The 725-nt window shown below is 45.8% G+C and carries 1 protein-coding gene and 1 pseudogene; both read right to left on the bottom strand.

The features are described from left to right. A partial coding sequence (locus tag R8O10_RS25015) for an ABC transporter permease (RefSeq protein WP_318191928.1) occupies nt 1–471 on the bottom strand: 471 nt, incomplete at its 3' end. After that, a pseudogene (locus R8O10_RS25010) lies at nt 461–725 on the bottom strand (ABC transporter permease); the annotation flags it as partial. The gene R8O10_RS25015 and the pseudogene R8O10_RS25010, both read right to left, overlap by 11 nt.

Raw genomic sequence — 725 nt, 5'->3', positions numbered from 1 at the left:
CTTCAATCTTTTCGCCGTCTTTTGCGATACAAGAATTGGATTCCGGCCCTCTTCATCCAACCAATAACCATCGATGATATGCTCAGAAAGCGGCGTTATCTTCTGCTCTTGTTCAAGATAAATACCATTAATACGAATACCGCGAGAACTGCGAGCAGAAGCTATCATGCCATCGGCGAGAAAGCGCTCCGATACGGCTTTCACGCTTTGATGCTTGTCTAACGTTGTAACGATGCTTTGCGAGTCAGGTATGGTGTCTTTCAGTTCAGGATTAACGAGATACGCACTTTGATGAATCTGCAAATGGCTGGTTTGCCAAGCAATCGCATTTTTGATCATGCTGTCCACTAAACCATTCATAAATCCGATCATGGCGACAACGCCCATCAAACCAAACACCATCGCGCCAAGCATGATGGACGTTCTTAGTTTGTTCCGCCAAAGATTACGCCAAGCCAATTTAATCAACATGCGCGCCCCCTTTCAGCCCGCTGGCGATAGGTAAACGAAGAAGACGAATCATCGGGTAGACAAGGCACAAGGATAAGATGATGAGAACCACGATAATTTGGTTAAGCAGCAAGTGAGGATCGAGAGAAACTGGCACAATGGGCTCAAAACCACTTTCCAACATGACTTGAGCGGCTTCTCCAGTGATTTCAATGGGATTAAAATAGAAGTAGCCAAGCACAGGTGCACTGACGATCAAACCCAAAACAATGCCA

Source organism: Vibrio sp. 1727 (genome assembly GCF_033344415.1).
Lineage (GTDB): Bacteria > Pseudomonadota > Gammaproteobacteria > Enterobacterales > Vibrionaceae > Vibrio > Vibrio alginolyticus.
The sequence above is the reverse complement of the archived record's forward strand: the minus strand, read 5'-3'. Positions and strand labels throughout refer to the sequence as shown.